At 65.5% G+C, this 15,609-nt stretch carries 23 protein-coding genes; all 23 read right to left on the reverse strand.

Annotated features, from left to right (window positions below; translation table 11 throughout):
* Entirely contained in the window at positions 1 to 237 is a 237-nt protein-coding gene (locus HMPREF3014_RS05500) for a DUF4224 domain-containing protein (protein WP_003116724.1), read from the reverse strand.
* Positions 238 to 247: 10 nt separating this feature from the next.
* Positions 248 to 697: a DUF7740 domain-containing protein gene (locus tag HMPREF3014_RS05505; protein ID WP_227343488.1), complete on the reverse strand. Its 450-nt coding sequence runs from the start codon at positions 695 to 697 to the stop codon at positions 248 to 250.
* A complete protein-coding gene (locus tag HMPREF3014_RS35015) occupies positions 694 to 816 on the reverse strand; it encodes a hypothetical protein (protein WP_023109471.1) in 123 nt (40 codons plus the stop codon). The genes HMPREF3014_RS05505 and HMPREF3014_RS35015 overlap by 4 nt, the downstream gene beginning before the upstream one ends.
* Positions 813 to 1,340 carry a hypothetical protein gene (locus tag HMPREF3014_RS33120; protein ID WP_023087331.1) on the reverse strand — a complete coding sequence of 176 codons (528 nt, stop codon included), beginning with the start codon at positions 1,338 to 1,340 and terminating at the stop codon, positions 813 to 815. Before HMPREF3014_RS33120 ends, HMPREF3014_RS35015 begins: the two co-directional genes overlap by 4 nt.
* Entirely contained in the window at positions 1,337 to 2,536 is a 1,200-nt protein-coding gene (locus HMPREF3014_RS35020) for a hypothetical protein (RefSeq protein WP_023087332.1), read from the reverse strand. Before HMPREF3014_RS35020 ends, HMPREF3014_RS33120 begins: the two co-directional genes overlap by 4 nt.
* Before the next feature lie 109 nt (positions 2,537 to 2,645).
* Positions 2,646 to 3,407, reverse strand: a complete 762-nt coding sequence (locus HMPREF3014_RS05525) for a hypothetical protein (RefSeq protein WP_023087333.1) — start codon at positions 3,405 to 3,407, stop codon at positions 2,646 to 2,648.
* A complete protein-coding gene (locus HMPREF3014_RS05530) occupies positions 3,404 to 3,892 on the reverse strand; it encodes a DUF1643 domain-containing protein (protein WP_023109472.1) in 489 nt (162 codons plus the stop codon). The genes HMPREF3014_RS05525 and HMPREF3014_RS05530 overlap by 4 nt, the downstream gene beginning before the upstream one ends.
* Entirely contained in the window at positions 3,889 to 4,359 is a 471-nt protein-coding gene (locus HMPREF3014_RS05535; protein ID WP_023109473.1) for a hypothetical protein, read from the reverse strand. The genes HMPREF3014_RS05530 and HMPREF3014_RS05535 overlap by 4 nt, the downstream gene beginning before the upstream one ends.
* Positions 4,356 to 6,266 carry a DNA cytosine methyltransferase gene (locus HMPREF3014_RS05540; protein WP_031635900.1) on the reverse strand — a complete coding sequence of 637 codons (1,911 nt, stop codon included), beginning with the start codon at positions 6,264 to 6,266 and terminating at the stop codon, positions 4,356 to 4,358. Before HMPREF3014_RS05540 ends, HMPREF3014_RS05535 begins: the two co-directional genes overlap by 4 nt.
* Positions 6,266 to 7,441 (reverse strand): RNA-directed DNA polymerase, encoded by a 1,176-nt coding sequence (locus HMPREF3014_RS05545; protein ID WP_078451459.1) that lies wholly within the window; start codon positions 7,439 to 7,441, stop codon positions 6,266 to 6,268. The genes HMPREF3014_RS05540 and HMPREF3014_RS05545 overlap by 1 nt, the downstream gene beginning before the upstream one ends.
* A 204-nt stretch (positions 7,442 to 7,645) precedes the next feature.
* On the reverse strand, positions 7,646 to 8,002 hold the full coding sequence (locus HMPREF3014_RS05555) for a four helix bundle protein (RefSeq protein WP_023109476.1): 357 nt from the start codon (positions 8,000 to 8,002) through the stop codon (positions 7,646 to 7,648).
* Positions 8,003 to 8,054: 52 nt separating this feature from the next.
* On the reverse strand, positions 8,055 to 8,663 hold the full coding sequence (locus tag HMPREF3014_RS05560; RefSeq protein ID WP_023109477.1) for an Lcl C-terminal domain-containing protein: 609 nt from the start codon (positions 8,661 to 8,663) through the stop codon (positions 8,055 to 8,057).
* A gap of 87 nt (positions 8,664 to 8,750) precedes the next feature.
* Positions 8,751 to 9,377 carry an Lcl C-terminal domain-containing protein gene (locus tag HMPREF3014_RS05565; protein ID WP_034017094.1) on the reverse strand — a complete coding sequence of 209 codons (627 nt, stop codon included), beginning with the start codon at positions 9,375 to 9,377 and terminating at the stop codon, positions 8,751 to 8,753.
* A gap of 25 nt (positions 9,378 to 9,402) precedes the next feature.
* Positions 9,403 to 11,148 carry an AAA family ATPase gene (locus tag HMPREF3014_RS05570; protein WP_023109479.1) on the reverse strand — a complete coding sequence of 582 codons (1,746 nt, stop codon included), beginning with the start codon at positions 11,146 to 11,148 and terminating at the stop codon, positions 9,403 to 9,405.
* Between the two features lie 3 nt (positions 11,149 to 11,151).
* The gene (locus HMPREF3014_RS05575; RefSeq protein ID WP_023109480.1) at positions 11,152 to 11,919 is read right to left on the reverse strand and encodes a hypothetical protein; all 768 of its coding nucleotides are present in this window, start codon (positions 11,917 to 11,919) and stop codon (positions 11,152 to 11,154) included.
* Positions 11,920 to 11,929: 10 nt separating this feature from the next.
* Entirely contained in the window at positions 11,930 to 12,130 is a 201-nt protein-coding gene (locus HMPREF3014_RS05580; RefSeq protein ID WP_003099029.1) for a hypothetical protein, read from the reverse strand.
* 6 nt (positions 12,131 to 12,136) lie between these two features.
* Positions 12,137 to 12,955 carry a recombinase family protein gene (locus HMPREF3014_RS05585; RefSeq protein WP_023109481.1) on the reverse strand — a complete coding sequence of 273 codons (819 nt, stop codon included), beginning with the start codon at positions 12,953 to 12,955 and terminating at the stop codon, positions 12,137 to 12,139.
* An 11-nt stretch (positions 12,956 to 12,966) separates the two neighbouring features.
* Positions 12,967 to 13,770, reverse strand: a complete 804-nt coding sequence (locus tag HMPREF3014_RS05590) for a RecB family exonuclease (protein ID WP_023109482.1) — start codon at positions 13,768 to 13,770, stop codon at positions 12,967 to 12,969.
* Between the two features lie 7 nt (positions 13,771 to 13,777).
* A complete protein-coding gene (locus HMPREF3014_RS34625; protein ID WP_021263577.1) occupies positions 13,778 to 13,915 on the reverse strand; it encodes a hypothetical protein in 138 nt (45 codons plus the stop codon).
* Positions 13,899 to 14,090 carry a hypothetical protein gene (locus HMPREF3014_RS05595; protein WP_021263578.1) on the reverse strand — a complete coding sequence of 64 codons (192 nt, stop codon included), beginning with the start codon at positions 14,088 to 14,090 and terminating at the stop codon, positions 13,899 to 13,901. Before HMPREF3014_RS05595 ends, HMPREF3014_RS34625 begins: the two co-directional genes overlap by 17 nt.
* Positions 14,087 to 14,308 (reverse strand): hypothetical protein, encoded by a 222-nt coding sequence (locus HMPREF3014_RS05600; RefSeq protein WP_010793151.1) that lies wholly within the window; start codon positions 14,306 to 14,308, stop codon positions 14,087 to 14,089. Before HMPREF3014_RS05600 ends, HMPREF3014_RS05595 begins: the two co-directional genes overlap by 4 nt.
* The gene (locus tag HMPREF3014_RS34630; protein WP_023109483.1) at positions 14,292 to 14,441 is read right to left on the reverse strand and encodes a hypothetical protein; all 150 of its coding nucleotides are present in this window, start codon (positions 14,439 to 14,441) and stop codon (positions 14,292 to 14,294) included. The genes HMPREF3014_RS05600 and HMPREF3014_RS34630 overlap by 17 nt, the downstream gene beginning before the upstream one ends.
* 489 nt (positions 14,442 to 14,930) lie before the next feature.
* On the reverse strand, positions 14,931 to 15,299 hold the full coding sequence (gene csrA, locus HMPREF3014_RS35310; RefSeq protein WP_023109484.1) for a carbon storage regulator CsrA: 369 nt from the start codon (positions 15,297 to 15,299) through the stop codon (positions 14,931 to 14,933).
* Between the last annotated feature and the right edge of the window lie 310 nt (positions 15,300 to 15,609).

A 15,609-nucleotide genomic window follows, 5' to 3' on the forward strand; every position in this document is an offset into this window, starting at 1 on the left:
TCAACTCACCTTCGACAGATCCAGCGTCCATGGTTCCTGTACAGCGACCGTTCCGTTCGGTTTCACTCCGGCCAGCCGCAGGCGGGCATAGATCCGCCCGACGACAGGTCGCTGCGCAGCATTCAATTCGTACTTCCAGCCATGAGATGCCAGCCACTCGACCTGTTTTTTCGATGACTTGGCGCCGATCATGGCTTCCAACTCTTCCTTCGAGAGAAATTCAGACGGGGTTTCCATGTGTAGGTACCTATCCCAGCCTGACGGCCGGGTCGTGCCGCAGCCCTTTCCGTTGGGACTCGGCATGGATGATTTCAGGTAGATGCACCGGCTCACCGGTGACGGGACCAGCCTTGGCGGGCATGTGCCCCTGATCCGGTGGGCTTTCGCTGGGCGAAGGTCTGGCCGGAAACGGCGTTCCCGGCAGGATGCCCAGGGCGTCGGTGGCGCGTTGGACGATGTTGAGCGCCACTTGCAGCGCCGCCGCGTCGTCTTGCATGCGCATGAGCGCGGTCATTTTGGGCCGGTGCTCGGCACACACTCTGTCGCGAAGCTGACCGGCGGCGCGGCGAACAGCGTCGGCCGTGCCGTGGTGCTGGAGCACCAGGGCCATGACCAGTACCACGTCGACGCTGTGCATCTGCATCGTTGTGGTCCGCAGGAGCCAGCGGGGAAGGGCGATGCCTGGTTTCTGCTTCATCCGAAGCACCCCGTCTGCCAGGCCGCCAGCGTGCGGAGGATCGGGAATATCTCCACCAGCCCTACCACGGCCAGGACGAGGACGGCGATAATGCCGAGGGCGGTCAGAGCTTTTCTCATGCATCACCCCGCAGGAACCGCATCGCCGCGTAGGTTTCCGGGGCTTCGCTGCTGCGTTGCCAGTCCAGGCCGGCTTCGCTCAGGAAGAGGTTGGTGAGCTTTTCCCAACTGCTCGCCAGTGCGGCCCATTCCGTACTGTGCTGGGCCATTTCGCGCATGCGAGGCTTCCATTCAGGGATCAGGTCCAGCAGAAGCAGGCAGCGATTCAGATCGTCCGGGTCGTGGGGGTGATCGTAGTAGCCACGCTTCGGAGTAAGGCCCAGCATGTGATCGTGGATGGCGCGAGAGGACGCGCCGACCTGCCCGTCGCGCAGCCACTTGGTTGCCCGCTGTTCGATGGTGGAGCCGGCCCCTGGCATGGTGGTGTCGTAGCCCAGTGGGCAGCCGGCGTTCTCCAGCGCTTTGAGGCAGGCATCTTCGAAGCCCGCCTGGCCAACCCGTCCTTGGATCAGGTCGTTCATCACCGGAGTGATCGCGTCGAGCTGGCGCTGGTTGAGGACGTGACCCTTGAGGATGATGCTCATGCGTCACCGCCTTCCGCCGGAGCGGCCCGGTCGAGACGTTCGATCTCGGCCAGCGCCAGGGCGCAGGCCTTGACCAGATCGCGGCGTGGGGTGGTCGGCTTCCACCAATCTTTGTCCCAAGGCCAGAACAGTGCAGAGCCATTCCGAACGCCGTCCGGCCAGTCGGTGCCGATGCCGCCGGCATGGAGCGCGTAGCAGCCGGCCGCCAGGGCGATCTGGCCAGCGCTACCGTCGTCGTTGCTGGTATCGAAGCCTTCAACGGTGATCTGGCGCCGTCGCTCGGCCTGCACGTCGAGCCATGCCTGCGGCACCTGCCCAGCCTGGGCGACCACGCGCAGAGTGCTGTCGAGCTTCTTGGCGATATTCTCCAGCTTGGTTCCGAAAGGGTCCTTCTCCGCCATCGCCTGCTCGGCCTGAGCCACAGGGGCTTCGGCGCGAACCCAGCCGGCAGCGCACATGGCAGCTTCGTCCACTGCCTGGATGTCATTTTTAGAGTTTAGGAAAACCACAATCGCCTTGGGGTTGCGTTGCGCCCGAATGGCGTCATGGAACCGCTTGCATTCGTGAACCTGTTCTTCGTTGAAGTCGCCGACCACGGCAATTACTGGAGCGTCTACGGGAACATCCTTGATGCGCGCGGCGACCAGGGCTTCGAGTGCTTTGACCCTGGCCAGGGCATCGTCATGTGCTTCGCATTTCTCCAGCATGTAGCGCAGCGAATCGAGCAGTTCGCCCTTGCTTGGGTTCATGCCGATATCGTGTCCGATTGCCTCCCAGGCCTCGAGCACAGTGACCACTTCGGACCTGAAGCCGGCGTACCAGAGCTTCACGGCATCTTCCTTGGCAAGCGGGTAGCTGAGGCCAGCGGCGGTCAACTGGTCTTCGGACGGCGGTGCCTGTTCGAACTGCTCCACGGGCGTTTGCGCCGGATCGGCGAATTGGATGGGCGCGTGGCAGGGGCAGCGGATCTCCTCGCCGGAAATGCTGTTGCAGAAGCCGGTGCCCTTGCAGTCGATGCAGGGCGTCGGTGCCTGGTCCTTGATCATGGCCAGCAGGCTTTCAGCCGAGGAGTGAACATCGTCGAGGTCCGTCGACCAGCGGTGCGGGGTGTTGTCGTGGATGTTGTCCAGGGCTTCGACGATGCCGCGTAGGCGGGTGGCGCACTGCTCGATCAGTTGGTGTTGGGTAGAGGACATTGCGGTGTCTCCGGTTGCTCCGGCGCCGGCGGCCGGCAGCGGAAGCATTTGCACAGGCCTATCCGTTGGCCCGTGGTGCGGCAGATGGTGGGGCGATTCATTGCGGTGCTCAGGTGAAGAGGGTGGGCTGGGCGCTCTTGTCCAGCGCCTGCTGGATCTTGGTGAAGGCCTCGGGGTGCTGCTGGTCGAACGCTGGCATGCGGGGCGACTCAACCCAGGTGCCGCGCTCGGCCCCCTTGTCGAGCCAGGATCGTGTCCAGTTCGTCGCGCTGACGCCGCATTCGGCGATCTGCTTCGTGGTGATGAAGCCCTGGCGGCGAAGCGTGGCGATCACCTTCAGCGCGCCTTCCTTCCACTCGGTGAGGCGCAGCGGCGCCGGAACGCCGGCGGGCACGTCGGGGACCACGATCGGGACGTGGCAGCGTTCAGCGGGGTTCCAGTCGAACAGTTGCGGCCCGCCCAAGTGCTGGAGCCAATGGCGCAAGTGGAACTCGGGGAAGTCGACGAACTTGCCGTCGCGCCGACGGTGTCCGCGGGACGGCGCGAGCACCGCGATGCCGCACATTTCAAGCAGGCGCTTGATGCCGGCGCTGGCCTCGGTGATCCGCCCGACAATGACCAGGCGGTGATCTGGCCCTGGCGCCCCGTACCGGTCTTGCCAGTACTGCGGCAGGATCTGGTCGGCTACCTTGGCGTTCAACTGCAGCTTGGCCTCGACGCCGATCTGCCGGCCATCCTCATGGACCACCAGGATGTCGAACCCGGCAGTCTCCGGGTAGCAGGTCCAGCCGGGGACTCGGTTGAATTCGTCGATGAACGCCGCGCAGAGTTCGGCCTCGCTCTGCACCAGCGGCGCATTGGATCTGGTCATGGCGTTACCCTCGGCGCCCAAGGCTGGAGCGCTTGATTTCCAGGCACGTACAGAGGGTGGCGCGGGTGGCCATCCTTCGTCGTGCCAAGACACCAGAGGCGCCCGCCGGCGGCGGTCAGGATGCTGGTTACGGCTTCTACTCGCTCGGGCTTCGCATTGGCGCCCCAGGCGCACACGATGTCGGTGTACTCTCGGGCGATCGCGCGCAGGCGCCAGTCGTTGTCTGGGCCTACTGGGTCGTCGTGCTTCCAGAGGTCGGCAGGGTTCGTCGCGCGCAAGGCGTACAGATTGACGACGGCGATCCCGTTGCAGCCCCAGGCCGAGGCGAAGTTGCGGCAGCGCCGGATCGTTGGATCGTCGAGCGCGGCATCGGCGGTGCTCGGATTGAGCATTAGGAAGACCGCTGTGCCCTTGTCGGCCAGGCAGTCGCCAGGGCGAGTCAGAAGGTAACGGTACTGGCCGCATTCACTGATGATGGCGCTCATGGCTGCACCTGCTGCGACACGGCAACTTGCGCAAAATCGCAAGTTGGCCTGTTCCAGGGATGCCGGCGCCCGGGCTTGGGCTGCTGGCGCGGGGTAAGGAGTGCGTCGCGCAGGCTCATGCCGGCGGCGACGCGGCGGCGGACGGTCGTTGCGTGGACCGGGCTCTGGAAGTGCTCCACCAGCTCGGCGATGGTCCCGGTCACGCCGTCGACGGTGAAGCGTCTGCTCTCGCTCCAGCGTTCGTGTGCGCGCTCCAGCGCTGCGGCCTGCGCCGGTGTGCAGCGCCCGCGCTTCTGCTCGTTCGCACGCTGGTGGTCGGCTGAGCATCCGCGTGCCGGCCAAGTGATCTCCGGCATCAGGGTCAGCAGCTCCCGGAACTTCCAGGGGCCCATGCCGAGCGCGTGCATCGTTGCGCGCCGGGAAAGCCCGCGCGCGGCCGAGTCACGGATGAACTGTTCGGTGTTCACGGTTGCACCTCCTGTTGCGCGACGCTCAGCGCCACCGCAACCGGGCGCACCCAGATCGGCGTATTGCTGAGCATGAAGGTTTCGCCGGCCTCGGCCAGCAGCAGGGTGGTGCCCATCACGCCGGCGATGGCCTCGGCGGCGGCCGGCGGTACGGCGTTGCCGATGCGCTCGCGCCAGTCGCTGTCGCTCAGGCCGTCGAGGACCAACTGCTCTTCGGGGTCGACCAAGCTCTGCAGCGCGGCGAGTTCCAGGGTGGTAAACGGCCGGTGCCAGGTGCCGTCCAGCGACTGGATGATGCAGGTGAGCCGGTCGTTCGCCGCCGGCATGCGCGGGTCGGCGACGCTCCATCGACCGTTGTCGTGCCGCGCACTGGCCGACACCGCGCCGGCGGATTGGTCGAACCCCACTACGCCGTAGTGCCCGCCGGTCAGGTAGGCGTCGCCCTTGGCGCGATCGAGCACGCGCGGATCAGCGATCGACAGAGCGCCGCTGGCCACCTGCTGGGAGCCGGTGACCGTGCCGGTAGCGCTTCCCCACTCGCCGACGTGCAATTTGCGGCTGCTCGCCCCAGGGTGCCAGTTGTGGTACCTGGGATCGGCAACAGCCTGGCCGCCGGAGCTCGGCGAGTGCCCGCCAGTGATGGTTCCGGCGTGGCTCCCCATGCTGACGACGCGAAACACGTTGTTGTGCCGGACGCCGCCTGGGCGCGGGTCTGCCACGGCGAATGCGCCCTGGCCGGTAGTACTGGCCGCGATCACGGTGCCGGACGGACCGTCCCAGTCGGTGACCGGGTACTTGCCGAAACTCTGGCCGCGGGGATCGGCGACGGAGTACGTGCCCTGGCCGGGCGACTTGACGCCGATGATGGCGCCCGAGGTGTCGGTCCAGCGGCGCACGCCGTACTGCTGGTATTGCAGAGCGTTTGCCGGTGCGCGCGGGTCCGCTACCGAGAACGCCCCGTTCGTGGGGCCGCTACGGCCGGCGATGGTGCCCATGCTGTCGTTCCAGCCGTGGACGCCCATGTAGCCGGCCTGATACTCCGGCACGATGATCAGATCGCGCAGGTAGCCGTCCTCGACGGCGAGGTCGTTCAGGCTGCGCCAGTCGCTGCCCGCTCGTACCAGGGCGAGACGCACCCAGGTCTTCCACTGCAAGGATGGCACACGGTGCATCGGGCCGGCGGCGTCGATATCGCCGGGCAGCGGCATGCGGCCGAGGATGTCGCCGACGGCGCGGAGGCTCTTCTTCTCCGGCTCGTACAGGAAGGGCGGCACTTTCTCGACGTGCCGCGCGACCAGCAGGAAGCGCTTGCGCGACTGGGCTAGACCGCCCAGCTCGCCGCAGTCGTGAGTGGTTTCCGCCACGGCGTAGCCGAAGCCACCGAGCAGGCTGTTGATCTGGTCCAGCAGGTGCCGGCCGCGGCTGGCCAGGCGCGGGACGTTCTCGAAAACGATCAGCGGTACCGGGTCATCAGCCCATGCCTCGCCCATCAGCCAGATGCAGCGGAGCGTCAACTCGTTCAGCGCCTGGTACTTCGGGGTCAGGCTCATCTTCTCGGAGAGGAGGCCAGAGGCGCCCTTGCAGGGGGAGCTGATGAACACGGCATCCGGCCGGCGGCCGCCTGCGGCGCGACGAATATCCTCCGGGGTCGCCTCCCGCCAGCCCGCCGGCGGCTCCTTGCCGTGGAACCGCACGTACTGGTCGCGGGTGAAGAGGTCCAGCAGGGTGCCCGGGACACCAGCCAGTCGCTCGAAGTCGCGCAGGCCGGCTGGGTCCACGTCGATCCCGCCGAGGCAGACCCATTCGGCCTCGACGTTGCCGACCCGCGGACGCGCCCGGTTAAAACCGGCGGCACCGCCGCCTAGGCCGCAGCAGAAGTGGAAGTGGTAGAGGGTGCGCTTGATGATCATGCAGAGGGTTCCTTGGTCGGTTTGCGGTAGGTCTTGGTGAGTGCGCCGTTGATCGAACGCCCTCTGCGTAGCAGGACATTTGCCAGCGCGGCGCGGTCGACCTGGCTATGCGAGGCCTGACGGAAGAGACCGAAGTAGGAGTTGGCCACTTCCAGAAGATCGTCTGCTGGCGCAGCAGCTACCCGGCGCATGGCTTCCTTCACCGTCCGTTTCCGGGTAGTGCGCCGCCAGGGCTTGATGACGTGGCCCACGAAGTCGATGCCTCGATCGACCGGCTGCAGGATGGTCTTCGATGGGTTCAGCCTTGCGCCAAGCCCAGGCAGGAAGGCCTCTATCGCCGCCAGCCATTCGTTCAACTGCTGCGGCGATTCGTGCAATAGCAGGAAGTCGTCGACGTAGCGGATGTAGTGCTTCGCCCGCAGCTGGTGCTTCACGAACTGGTCAAGGTCGTTCAGGTAGATGTTCGCGAAGAACTGGCTGCTCAGGTTGCCGATGGGAAGCCCGAGGTGCGCCGTCTGCGCCGTCAGCCTCTTGTGCTGAGGGACCTTGTTGAACAGCCCTCTACGGCTGCGCACCTCGTAGTCGACGCGCGGGTCATGCCATAGGACCTGCAGCGCCAGGCGGCGCCACCAAGGCTCGTCGATCAGGCGCACCAGCTGGTTGGTCAGAACACGCTTGTCGATGGCGACGAAGAAGTTCGCCAAGTCCATCTTCAGGTAGTGTGCCGGTCGCCTCCAGTTCTGTGTCACGCTCCGCACCTTCGCCTCCAGACGCTCGGCGGCGTACAGCGTGCCGCGCCCGGGGATGCAGGCGCAGCTGTCAGCGATGAACTTCGCTTCAATGCTGGCGCCGATGTGGTTGTAGAGAAGGTGGTGGACGATCCGGTCCCGGAAAGCGGCGGCCCAAACTTCCCGGGCCTTCGGTCGGGTGACCACGAAACAGATGGAGCGATCTGGGCGGTAGGAGCCGGACACCAGGTCCTCGTGCAGGTTGATGAGATTCCGTTCCAGGTCCATCTCGAAGGCCAGCGCGCTGGCGCTGTTGCGCTTGGTACGCCGGCAGTCGTAGTAGGCCTGGACAAGATCGCGGAATGGATAGGGCGCAACAGTTGGATCTGCGGACGGGGCGGACGCGAAGCTCGTTGTTCTTGTCGTTGTTGTTCTGGTTGCCATCGTTGAAGTTCATGTTGAAGGCGTTGTTGGCGGAGCGCTGCGACCAATCGTGCTATCTACGTCGCCCGGTCGATTGCTCAGCCGGGAAACTGCGCCGGACCTGTCCAGCCGTTCCGCTGGTGGTTTCCGTGATGCGCATGGCGGTGGCCAGAAGGCCAGCGGCACGACCAGATTCAATTCGCACAGACCTGACCGCCGTGACGGTCAGGTAGCGGGCGCGGTTGCGGTATTGCGTTTCCAGGCATTGGCCTGCTTTCCGATAGAGGCGGTTACCTCCATCGTCATGGCGTGCTGGGAGACGCTGATAAAGCGGTTGTCCTTGAACAGGCGCATGAGCAGTTCGATCACCTGGACTTTCTCGACCAGCAAGGTCAGGTGCGGACGCTTGTCGCGCGCTGCGTTTGCCCTGGCGATGAGGATGAGCACGTCAACGCACTCGTCGATAACCCTGCGCCCCAACGACTGCTTGAGTTCGCGCGGAATGTTCCGGGTGAGGTTCGTGGCCATCTGCAATAGACCGCTTGCGGCCTTGTAGATGGAAAGCTCGGTGTGCATCGCCATGGCATCCCCCTCCTTGGGAAGCCGCCCGTTGCCGGGCGGTTAAATGAATGAATTACTGAATGATTTCGCTGCGGACGGGGCGGACGCGAAGCTCGCAGTACTTGACGAAGTAGTCCTGGTAGCCAACGCTGAAGTCCATGGCGAAGGCGGGGTTGGCGGAGCGCTGCGTGCTCGACCAGTACCAGTTGGGTCGGAAGGCTTCCGCGCCACCAGCCTTGAAGGCCTCGACGGAGGTCTGCGCTGGCGATTCCTCGCTGTACAGGTCGCCGGGCGGAAGGCTGGAGTGGTTCTCGCCGTCGCAGCCACAGGCGTAGTTCTTGTCGGTGGTCGGCTTCAAGTTGCGGTACTGCAGTTCCTGTACGTCGCGCGCCGGGATAGCCCAGTCGGAGTGGCCGCCGATCTCCAGCGCGAGAACCTTCTGAGCCAGTTCGCTACCGGAGGCGGCCATCGCCTCAGTGTTCGCACGGCTATCGGTCAGGCTGTCCGCGCCTTCGATCTTGACGCCGTACTCGCCCCACTCGCCGACCAGCTCATGCTCGGCACCGGCGGTGATGGAGACGTAACGCTTGCCATCCTGGAGGTAGAAGCCTGAGACGAAACCTCCGCCGTAGGCCTGACCGATTTCAGGGAGGATGGTTGCTTCCTGTGCTGCTGCTTGCATGGGTGGTTCCTCTTTTCGGGCAACAAAAAAGGCGCCGATGCGCCCTGGAGATGTGCTGACCTGGCGGCCAGATGAATTACTGAATGATCAAATGAACATTCTGCGGACGGGGCGGACGCGAAGCTCGAGGATCTTGACGCCGCTGGAGTCCTGGCTGCCACCGTTGAAGCCCATGCTGAAGGCGTAGCTGGCGGAGCGCTGCGTGCTCGACCAATACCAACGGTCCTTCGCGAACAACTCGGGAGCGTTCAGCCAGCCCTGATACAGCTCTGCTGCTGCCGGTAGATAGAAGTCAGAGTGCCCATCGGCCTCGAACTTGGTGCACGCGGTAGCTGCCGGGTGGTTGCCCTCGGCCAGGAGAGTCTGGGTGTTGGCGAAACCATCTACCTTGCTGGTTGCGTCCGACTCATCTCCACGACCGCCCCAGGCATGATCGCCAACGTCCTGGGCAGCAAAGATCAGGTAGTGGGCGGGAACGCCTTCGCGGGCCGGCACGAAACCGCCGTTGTGGCCGCCTTGTCCGGGCCAGTATTTGCCAAGCGCTGGACTGGCCTGGTCGCTGGAAGTCGTTTCATTCGCAGCAGGTACGGCAGGGATTTGCGGAAGACCGACATGAGCCAGGGCTGCAGCGACGAACGTGGTTGCAACAACGTGTGCCGGAACCTTCAGAACCAGGCCTTCCGGTGTCTTTACGGTGATCATTTCTCGTTTCATGGAAATCTCCTTGTCCTGTAGGGGATCAGGCCGCGGCCTGTTGCTGCTGGTCGACGAGTTGCCCGGCGTTGATCCAGACCGCCTGCAGCCATTCCGGCGTCTTCGCCATCGCCTCCTTGAGCGTGCCGGCGACGATCAGCGTGTCGATCTCGCCGCCCACGGCCAGGCTCTGGAACAGCTTCATCGCCTGCTGAGTGCGAGCAGGGATATCCAGCACGTCGAAGCGATCCAGCAACGCCAGGCGCAGGCCGGAGATCGTCGCGATGGCCAGGGCCAGCGTCGCGTCGCACCGCCAGCGTTCGGACTCGGACAGCAGGCCGTACAGCCGACCGCCGAACGTGACGTCGATGTCGGCGCTGATCTGTACCGGCGACCAGCCGGCGGTGCCGGATAGGCGCTGCAGCAGCTCGTTCACCGGTCCGATCGCATCGGCCAGGATCTCCGCTGGGATGCCCGCGGGCGATAGGGCATCGGCCAGGGCGCCCCAGGCGCAGACCTCGGCGTGGAAGCCGGCGGCCTGCTTGATGACGTCCTGGCGCTGCGCGGCGGCGTTGAACGCTTCCATCAGCGACTGCACCTTGGCCTGCTGCCGGTCACGCGCCTGGCGCAGTTCGTTGATCGCCTGTTCGCCGCTGGCGATCGCCTCGGCACTGGGCGCGTCGGCGGACTCGGTTTCCAGGGCCTTGATCTGCTCGGCGGCGGCCAGGCACTCGTCCAGGTCCCGCTGGCTGTTCGCCACGGCGCGCTGAGCACTGGCCAGATACTCGCGGTATTCCGGCAGACGCTTGGCTGCCTCGGCGTCAGCGATCTTCTCAGGCGGCTGATGCACCACCAGAGCACCGGCCTGCAGGTCGACCGCGCCCTGACAGTGGGGGCAGGTCAGCGGCTGGTGCGGCACGCTGCCGGACGAGGCCAGTTCGGCGGCCATGACCTTCTCGGACCACTCGTCCTGGTTCTGCTCGTCCGTGCTCAGCTTGTTGCGGCGGCGCGGCTCCAGGTCTACCAGCTCGCGCAGATTGGCTATGCGCTGGGCGCGGCCGTCGGCGGCCTGGCGGGCCTGCTTGCTGGCGCCCAAGGTCTGCTGGGCTTCAGCCAGATCGTCCTCGAGCGCCTGCAGGGCGTTACGGGCTTCCTCGACCTGGTCGTTGGTCACCGCGGTGGCCACCAGCTCCGGCGCCCAGTCAATGGCCTTCTCGCTGCCGTAGTTCTCGCCGGTGACCGCTTTCCAGGCGCCGCGCGCTTCGCTGGCGTAGGACTTGGCCTGCTCGACGGCGGCCGGGAACCCGGAACGGAGCAGGGGTTTCACCTTTTCGAACAGCGCCAGGTCCAGGCCTTTGGCTTCCAGCCGCTTGCCGACCTCGGCCGGGCTGGCGCTGGCGCCGGTCAGGTCGAACAGCACCCGGCGGCGTTCCTTGGCATCCAGGCTGGCAAACAGGCTGGCGTCGAGCACGTAGGGCAGGAAGGGCGAGTCGGTGAGGGGAGAGCCCTTGCCGCTGGGCAGCGCGACGCCGCAGGCCTGCACCTCGCCGGATTCGTCCAGCCACTCGACACGGGCTTCGCCCTTCTTGGCGCCCTCGGTGATCAGTTGGCCGATATGCTGCTTCTGCGCAACGCGGCCGGGCTTGCCGGTGAAGGCGTGGCTGATGGCGTCGAGCAGCGAACTCTTGCCGGCGCCGTTGTGGCCGGCCACCAGGAGCACCGGCGCAGAAACATCAAGGGCCGCATGACGCAGCCCTTGGAAGTTGGTGATTTCGAGTTTCGTGATGCGCATGGCTCACTCCAGGTCGAGGGCGATATCCCCCGGCTTCTTGACGACGCGGTAAGTGTTCAACTCGCGGGATTCCTCGTTCTCCTGCTCGAGCACGATGACGCCCTGGTCCAGCAGTTGGAGAACGACGCGCTCGGCTTCCTCGGTGGTGAGTGCGAAGCGCGATTGGAGCCAGGCCGCGTCGAACACGTCCTTTTTGGTGGCGACGCCGATGGCGATCTCGCCCAGGGTGTGGCCGGCAAAGCGCTCGACGGTGAGTTGCGGCAGCTCTTGGAACTCGGCATCGACGACGTCGCTGTCGTCTGCTGGTTGCATACCGCCCCAGGCGCCGGGGTCTTCCATGTCGCCGTCGCCGCCATTCAGGTCCAGCGGGTTCTGGTCCGGATCAGCCTTCACGTCCTTCATGCCGTCGAGGAACTCAGCGGCGCCGCCGATGATCAGCAGGCAGTCCTCGTTCACTGCGTCCAGAAGGTCGTGCTTGTTCGGGCTGGAGTGATTCACCACGATGACGGCCTTCATCTTGTCCTTGGCCGCGATGGATTCGAGCTTGCCGTAGACGGTCTCGCGCTCGGCACCGGCAATCGTGTGCACCGCGATGGTGGCGGCGTTGCGCACCTGCTGTTCCAGGCGCTCGATCACATCGGTCTGCTTGGCTTCGGACAGCTTCTGCCACACGTCCGGCAGGATGCGGATTTCCTGGATCAGGCCCTGCAGCAGGCTCTTGCCGAGCGTGTCGGCGGTCATGTGGAGGAAAGCGGCGTTGTTCTGGCTCATGGGCGGGTTCCTACTGGTTGGCGATGCGTTCGAGGGTGGTGTGCTGGGACTCACTGAGGAACATCCGCGGGCCGTAGCGCTGGAAGTTGGCGCGAAGGTCGGCGGTGAACTCTTCTTCCCAGGTGGTGGCGGCATTCAGCTCCGCCGCGCCGAGGAGGCTGTTGAACTCCTCGACACGGTCGAACTGCTCTTCGACGGTTCGGCTGGGCATGGCCGGTTACTCGAGATTGAGCTCGTCGGTGCCGGTGTCCGGCTGCTGATCGGCGGGCTGGCGCTGAGCCGACTTGGTGATCTCGCCACTGACGGTGTCGATCACTTCTCCGGGTTCGTGTTCCAGAGCCTGCTGGCCCGCGCCCGGCGCCTTGTCGGTGACCTCCTGCTGGCGCCGCAGCACGTCGAGGTCGACCGTGAACGAGCCGTCGGCGTCGCGTTTGGCGTCGATGACGTCCTGCAGTTCTTCTGCGGTCTGCAGGCCCATGCCGAGGTCCGGCGCATAGGCGCGCTGCCAGAATGCGGCGGCGCGGTAGATGAACATCTGGTCCGGCATCGTCTTCCACTTGCTGCCGTTCTTCGCTGCCCAGCCTTCGTCGTTCACCATTTTCCAGGTGACCCAGATGCCGTCGAGGCGTTCGCCGGTGGACTTCTCAATCGCCCAAGCCCGGCAGCCGTAGTCGGAACTGCCTGGCTCGCCTTTCCACTCGTAGCGCATTGAGGAGAAGCGACCGCAGGTGTTCACCGTGGCGATCAGAAACTTACTCGACCAGCCCGGGGTGCCATGCACGATGTAGAGGTTCTGCATGACCATTAGCGGGTTCGCGCCCATGCGCTGGGCCATGTCCAGCGCAATCATGCAGTTGGGCAGGTTGCCTTGGTACTGCTTGGGCACCAGGTCGGCCTGGCTGAAGGCCTTGGCGATGCGCTGCATCAGCTCGAAGCCGTCCATGTTGAAGAACGACATAGCGACAGGTGCCTTGTCGCGCTGACGCGGAGCCACGGCTTGCGTCTGCAGGGTTTCGAGGGTGGTTGTCTGGCTCATGGTGTCTCCGGTCATTCGTGGTAAGGGCAGGTCCGCCAGCGCGGACAGTACTTCGGGCTGCAAAGTGGGCTTTGCGGGTTCGGGGGGAAGAGTCCGGAGCGGAACATGTCGGCGGCGAACTTGATCAGGCCGGGATGCTCGTCGGTGCCGGCCATCACCTGGCGCGCGCCGACGATCTCGCCGACCGCCGCCTCGGGCTTGCCCTTGGTCTTCAGGCCGATGATCTCGGCCGGCGCGGTGATCGCATCGCCGGTGGTGTGCTCGTAGAGCAGTTCGTAGGTGCCGATCTGGGCTTTGTGGCCCTTGGTCTTGGCCACGCCCTGGTTCACCGCGGCGCCGCCGGTCTTCACGTCGGCGATGCCGACGCCGTGGCTATCGCGCTTGATGCGGGCCCGGTCGAGTTGGCCGGTCAGCCGTACGATGACCCCGCCGCCGCAGTCGATCTCCAGCGGCTTGGTCGTCAGCTCCACGGCCACGAAGTCAAAGTGCGGACTGATGTCGTTGCAGTACTTCGTGTGCAGCGTCAGTCCGGTGGACTCGGCTTCGCGCGGGCTGATGTCGGAGCCGCGCCAGTCGACCTCGAACTCCGGCTGCTGCAGCGTGTGCACCAGCAGTTCCGAGGCGTCGTAGGCGCTGATAGGCTCGCCGTTCACCCGTGCCGCGTCGAATGCTGCGGTGCTTGCGTGGATCGCGGTACCGAGCAGCGCCCGGGGGGACGAAGGGCTGCGCATCTTCAGGAGGTGTACGCCCTCCCACTTGAACGCGCAGTCGAACAGCGCGCCCCAGGACGAGGCGCGCACGGTGATGGTTTGCATGGTTGGCTCACTTCCCGGCGATGGGTGCCGTGGCGGGTTGTTCGGCGGTGATCAGACCGCCCCAGGCTGGGGCGAAGATGAGCAGGATGTAGAAGGCGGTCATGGCCAGGGCGCCGAGGATGGTGGCTTTACGCTTCGCGTTCACGACGCACCCCCAGGCATTTCCGGCCGCGCTTGATGGTCAGCGCCATGCGACGCGGGAGATTCACCACCAGGGTCTCGCGGGGCAGGCCGAGCACTGCGGCGATGTCGGCGCCGGCCGGCATCACCAGGTCGTCGAGTTGGTCGTCGATGATCGAGCGAACGGGGCGGGTGGTCATGTGTTCGTGCTCCTGAGTTCTGCCCAGCGCGAATCCGCCGCGGCGTCGAGCCGGCGGCGCATGTCGTCGTAGAGGCGGGTGTCGATGAAGTCCACTGCGTAGGCCAGTTCGATCTGGCCGTGAAGGAAGCTCTGTTCGGGGCGCGGGAAGTGGGACCGGCGCATGGCCGTGATGCCTTCCTCAATCATCCGAACCGCGCGTTCATTGCTGAAGGCCATCGTCGTCCTCCTGCTCGTCCTCGGGCTCTGGTTCCGGGTCCGGCTGGTCCCAGAGCGGGTCGACGGCACGGTCGTAAGCGAGTTGCGCGTTGCTGAAAGCCGCGCGGTTGCGGCGCTCGCGGTATGTCCACATCGGGATGCTCTCCGTGGTTCACCTGCATTCGGCAGCACCCAGGCACACGGCAGTCGTGCCCGGTGGGGCGCCGTGGTAGGTGCTCTCGAATGGAGGTTGAAAAAAGCCCGGCCGGAGCCGGGCGAAGATGGGGAACGCTGCATGCGCAGCGGGGAGTGATCTGACCGGTCGCTACTCCGGCTTGCCGAACAGGCTCCGGTCATGACTCCTTTGCCTGCACGGTGGGAACGTGGGATGTGATTGCTGGCGTTACGGGTTCCCGACCGGATAGCCGCTTTCGTTCATCCACCTCTGCGTGTGCGCTTTCCACGCCGCAGATCACTCTCCGATGCGCCCTGGCTGGGCCAGGGGATCGGGCAGGACTCAACTCGCAATAACCAAATCCCCGGTTTTTCAGCCCTGCGGAGCACCCCGGTTTAGCTGGTCCTCGGCTCTCGACATGCAGGGCCAGCACGGCATGTCGGTCAAAGCCCCTCGGGTGGTGTTCTTTCAGAGAGCGGTGCAGGCCCGCAACGCCACCGGCGCCGACTGGCCTTCGATCCAGATAACCGCCGCCCCGCCAAGCGACACGCTGGCCCGGCCGACGGTGCGGGTGCGCTGTGGTTCGGCCCCTCGGTACGGGCGGTACTCGATCAGCGCTGGCGCCGGGTGCTCTCGGTTCCAGGCCTCGACCAACTCCGCCGGCGGCACGGGACGGACGTTGCCGATCTGCTGGTAGATCTCGGAGCGGTGGATGGCGACGTCGTCCGGGGCGGTGATGCCGAGGCGCACCTGGTCGCCTTGGCTGCCAAGGACCGTGACGGTGATGTTGTCGCCGATATGCAGGGTTTCGCCGACTCGGCGGGTGAGGATCAGCATATGTGCCTCCGTTCAGGATGCTGGACGTGCGGGCTCAGGCCGGCTCGCAGTGGGAAAGGGCAACGCAACCGGACACTCCGGCGAGCCAGACGACAGCAGTGTGTCCGCCGAGCACCTGGGCTTCGGTTGTCGTCCGGGTGCGCTTCGGCGCCGCGGCGCGATGGAATCGGTAGTCGACCTCGGTGCCGGCGGGGTATGCGGAATTCCAGGCAGCAACGGTCGCCGCCGGGTTGGCGTTTCGCTTCACCGTGTGTCTCCGGATAGAGTTCGGTGGGGCTGGTGATGCCCTGCTACCGGCAGGGCGGCGGGT

The organism is Pseudomonas sp. HMSC065H01 (genome assembly GCF_001815235.1).
In the GTDB taxonomy this organism is placed as follows: domain Bacteria; phylum Pseudomonadota; class Gammaproteobacteria; order Pseudomonadales; family Pseudomonadaceae; genus Pseudomonas; species Pseudomonas aeruginosa.

What these genes read in the sequence shown, in the direction of transcription:
- HMPREF3014_RS05500 (WP_003116724.1), bottom strand. Translation starts at nt 237, where the DNA reads ATGGAAACCCCGTCTGAATTTCTCTCGAAGGAAGAGTTGGAAGCCATG.
- HMPREF3014_RS05505 (WP_227343488.1), bottom strand. Translation starts at nt 697, where the DNA reads ATGAAGCAGAAACCAGGCATCGCCCTTCCCCGCTGGCTCCTGCGGACC.
- HMPREF3014_RS35015 (WP_023109471.1), bottom strand. Translation starts at nt 816, where the DNA reads ATGAGAAAAGCTCTGACCGCCCTCGGCATTATCGCCGTCCTCGTCCTG.
- HMPREF3014_RS33120 (WP_023087331.1), bottom strand. Translation starts at nt 1,340, where the DNA reads ATGAGCATCATCCTCAAGGGTCACGTCCTCAACCAGCGCCAGCTCGAC.
- HMPREF3014_RS35020 (WP_023087332.1), bottom strand. Translation starts at nt 2,536, where the DNA reads ATGTCCTCTACCCAACACCAACTGATCGAGCAGTGCGCCACCCGCCTA.
- HMPREF3014_RS05525 (WP_023087333.1), bottom strand. Translation starts at nt 3,407, where the DNA reads ATGACCAGATCCAATGCGCCGCTGGTGCAGAGCGAGGCCGAACTCTGC.
- HMPREF3014_RS05530 (WP_023109472.1), bottom strand. Translation starts at nt 3,892, where the DNA reads ATGAGCGCCATCATCAGTGAATGCGGCCAGTACCGTTACCTTCTGACT.
- HMPREF3014_RS05545 (WP_078451459.1), bottom strand. Translation starts at nt 7,441, where the DNA reads ATGGCAACCAGAACAACAACGACAAGAACAACGAGCTTCGCGTCCGCC.
- HMPREF3014_RS05555 (WP_023109476.1), bottom strand. Translation starts at nt 8,002, where the DNA reads ATGGCGATGCACACCGAGCTTTCCATCTACAAGGCCGCAAGCGGTCTA.
- HMPREF3014_RS05560 (WP_023109477.1), bottom strand. Translation starts at nt 8,663, where the DNA reads ATGCAAGCAGCAGCACAGGAAGCAACCATCCTCCCTGAAATCGGTCAG.
- HMPREF3014_RS05565 (WP_034017094.1), bottom strand. Translation starts at nt 9,377, where the DNA reads ATGAAACGAGAAATGATCACCGTAAAGACACCGGAAGGCCTGGTTCTG.
- HMPREF3014_RS05570 (WP_023109479.1), bottom strand. Translation starts at nt 11,148, where the DNA reads ATGCGCATCACGAAACTCGAAATCACCAACTTCCAAGGGCTGCGTCAT.
- HMPREF3014_RS05575 (WP_023109480.1), bottom strand. Translation starts at nt 11,919, where the DNA reads ATGAGCCAGAACAACGCCGCTTTCCTCCACATGACCGCCGACACGCTC.
- HMPREF3014_RS05580 (WP_003099029.1), bottom strand. Translation starts at nt 12,130, where the DNA reads ATGCCCAGCCGAACCGTCGAAGAGCAGTTCGACCGTGTCGAGGAGTTC.
- HMPREF3014_RS05585 (WP_023109481.1), bottom strand. Translation starts at nt 12,955, where the DNA reads ATGAGCCAGACAACCACCCTCGAAACCCTGCAGACGCAAGCCGTGGCT.
- HMPREF3014_RS05590 (WP_023109482.1), bottom strand. Translation starts at nt 13,770, where the DNA reads ATGCAAACCATCACCGTGCGCGCCTCGTCCTGGGGCGCGCTGTTCGAC.
- HMPREF3014_RS05595 (WP_021263578.1), bottom strand. Translation starts at nt 14,090, where the DNA reads ATGACCACCCGCCCCGTTCGCTCGATCATCGACGACCAACTCGACGAC.
- HMPREF3014_RS05600 (WP_010793151.1), bottom strand. Translation starts at nt 14,308, where the DNA reads ATGGCCTTCAGCAATGAACGCGCGGTTCGGATGATTGAGGAAGGCATC.
- HMPREF3014_RS34630 (WP_023109483.1), bottom strand. Translation starts at nt 14,441, where the DNA reads ATGTGGACATACCGCGAGCGCCGCAACCGCGCGGCTTTCAGCAACGCG.
- csrA (WP_023109484.1), bottom strand. Translation starts at nt 15,299, where the DNA reads ATGCTGATCCTCACCCGCCGAGTCGGCGAAACCCTGCATATCGGCGAC.